The organism is Rhizobacter sp. P2_H2, from assembly GCF_056403375.1.
In genome coordinates this window covers 1-1,353 of sequence record NZ_JBFUFP010001296.1, presented here as the reverse complement: position 1 = coordinate 1,353, position 1,353 = coordinate 1, and the positions used below count along the sequence as shown (strand labels likewise).

Genomic DNA, 1,353 nt, shown 5'->3' with positions numbered 1-1,353 from the left:
CTCGAACACCGTCTTCGTCAGCGGCTTGTACTCGAGCAGCTGGAACAGCTCGTTCTCGAACACCACGCTGCCCTCGGTGGTGGCGACGTTGCGGCCGACCTCGAACACGCTTTCGTCGGTCTGCGAGACGTGGCCCTGCTGCAGATCCTGCACCAGGTGCTGCACGCCATGCAGGATGCTCTCGCCCTGCGTCTTCAGCGCGAGCTGCAGCGCCYCCGGGTTGAGCGGCAGGTAATTGCTCGGCGAGGCCGCCGCGACGTACTGCTGCACCGCGAAGCGGATGCGCTCGCGCGTCTTCTCGTCTCCCGTGACGCTGTCGGCCAGGCCCATCAGCGTGCGGGCGTTCAGCAGGTACAGCCGCGCGGTGAACGAGGCCATCGGGTTGTCGGCCCAGGCGGCGGCGCTGAAGCGGCGGTCGCCCAGCGGCTCTGGCCTGGTGGCGGGCTGGGTGGCACCGTTCGGCGGCGCCGCCGCGCCGATGCTCTGGTTCCACAGCGCGCTCGCCTGCGCCATGTAGTCGGCCTGCAGCGCGCTGAGCGCCGGCAACGGCAGGCTCAGCCCGCTCATCGACTTGAAAACGTCACCGATCGTCGCGCCGAACGCGTCGGCGCTGTCGTGGGCCACCGCTGCTTGATTCTTCACAGGTCTCCTTGCCGGCCTCGCACGGGCCGTCGCCTTGGGGTCAGTTTCGGGTCACACTCTTCGCTTCGACACCAGCCGCCGAGCGGCCTCAAAAATGTACCTCGTCGCGATTGCCTGGATGTACGTGGTTGTCATGATGAGCATCGCAGAGGCGACCAGCTCGCAAGGCACCGTGCTCGGCGCGGTCTTCACCTTGCTGCTGTACGGCGTGCTGCCGCTGTCGATCGTGCTGTACCTGCTGGGCACGCCGTCGCGGCGGCGCGCGCAACGGCAGGCCGAAGCCGCCGAGATGGCGACATCAGCGCAGCCAGACGGCAGCGGCCATCCGCCCGGTGATGCGATCGCGCCGGAACGAAAAGAACCGTGATGCATCGTCGACGGTGCACCAGGCGCCGCCCTTGATCTGCGTCACGCCCAGGCCCGCGAGGCGCCGGCGCGCGAGTTCAGGCAGGTTGGCCATCCACTTGCCCGGCGCATGGCCGCGGAACAGCGCCGGGTCGGCGCGTTGAGGGTCGTCGCCGAAGGCCTGCAGCACGTCCGGGCCCACTTCGAAGCGCTCCGGCCCGATGCACGGGCCGAGCCACGCCACCAGCGCGCCCGGCTCGCAGCCCGCCGCCGCGCACAGCGCCGCCACGGTGTTGTCGAGCACGCCACCGGCCAGGCCGCGCCAGCCGGCATGGGCCGCACCGACGGCCGGCGTGGCCACGGCGC

General features: G+C 70.3%; 2 protein-coding genes and 1 pseudogene. 1 reads left to right on the top strand and 2 read right to left on the bottom strand.

Going from position 1 to position 1,353, the window contains the following annotated elements; all coding sequences use genetic code 11:
• Nucleotides 1-642, bottom strand: a pseudogene (locus tag AC1D15_RS32495) (class I poly(R)-hydroxyalkanoic acid synthase); the annotation flags it as partial.
• A gap of 94 nt (nt 643-736) precedes the next feature.
• Between AC1D15_RS32495 and AC1D15_RS32490 the strand changes: the two are divergent.
• Complete coding sequence (locus AC1D15_RS32490; protein ID WP_477829305.1) at nt 737-1,009, top strand: hypothetical protein; 273 nt, start codon at nt 737-739, stop codon at nt 1,007-1,009.
• On the opposite strand, the gene AC1D15_RS32485 is transcribed toward AC1D15_RS32490, so the two are convergent.
• The coding region (locus AC1D15_RS32485) for a purine nucleoside phosphorylase YfiH/LACC1 family protein (protein WP_477829304.1) at nt 941-1,353 on the bottom strand (413 nt) is incomplete at its 5' end. The two genes, AC1D15_RS32490 and AC1D15_RS32485, sit on opposite strands and share 69 nt — an antisense overlap.

Coding starts and splice junctions, on each gene's coding strand:
- AC1D15_RS32490 (WP_477829305.1), top strand. CDS start 737: ATGTACCTCGTCGCGATTGCCTGGATGTACGTGGTTGTCATGATGAGC.